Source organism: Mesorhizobium sp. M8A.F.Ca.ET.161.01.1.1, assembly GCF_004792105.1.
Lineage (GTDB): Bacteria > Pseudomonadota > Alphaproteobacteria > Rhizobiales > Rhizobiaceae > Mesorhizobium.
Genome location: NZ_SRTD01000242.1, coordinates 1 through 341, shown reverse-complemented (window position 1 = coordinate 341; position 341 = coordinate 1). Strand labels below are relative to the sequence as shown.

The following is a 341-nucleotide window of genomic DNA, read 5'->3' as shown; positions in this document are numbered from 1 at the left end:
CGCCCTGCAGCTCGTACTGGGCTCCCCGCGTAACAAGGGTCGTTCCGAAACCGGTCTCCAGCGGAGCAGAAATGGGCGGGCCACCGCTTTCATGCCAGCGCAGCTCGATAAGGTCCCGGCCTTCATCGTTACGAAGCCTTTTCCAGAAGACCTGCACCTTCCCGGTTGCTTCTGAAAGCGAACCGTATTTCTGCGCATTCGTCACCAGTTCATGTAAAATCATGCCAAGCGCCAATGCGGATTTAGGCGATACGCTAACCCCGTCAGGACCGTCGAGCTCGACGCGGCTGGCAAAAGTGTTATGGGGTTCAATTGCCCGCTTCACGACATCCTTGAGATCG

The 341-nt window shown here is 57.2% G+C and carries 1 protein-coding gene; it reads right to left on the bottom strand.

The genetic code is table 11. From position 1 onward, the window contains the following. A partial coding sequence (locus EN804_RS35525; RefSeq protein WP_135922368.1) for a sensor histidine kinase occupies nt 1–341 on the bottom strand: 341 nt, incomplete at both ends.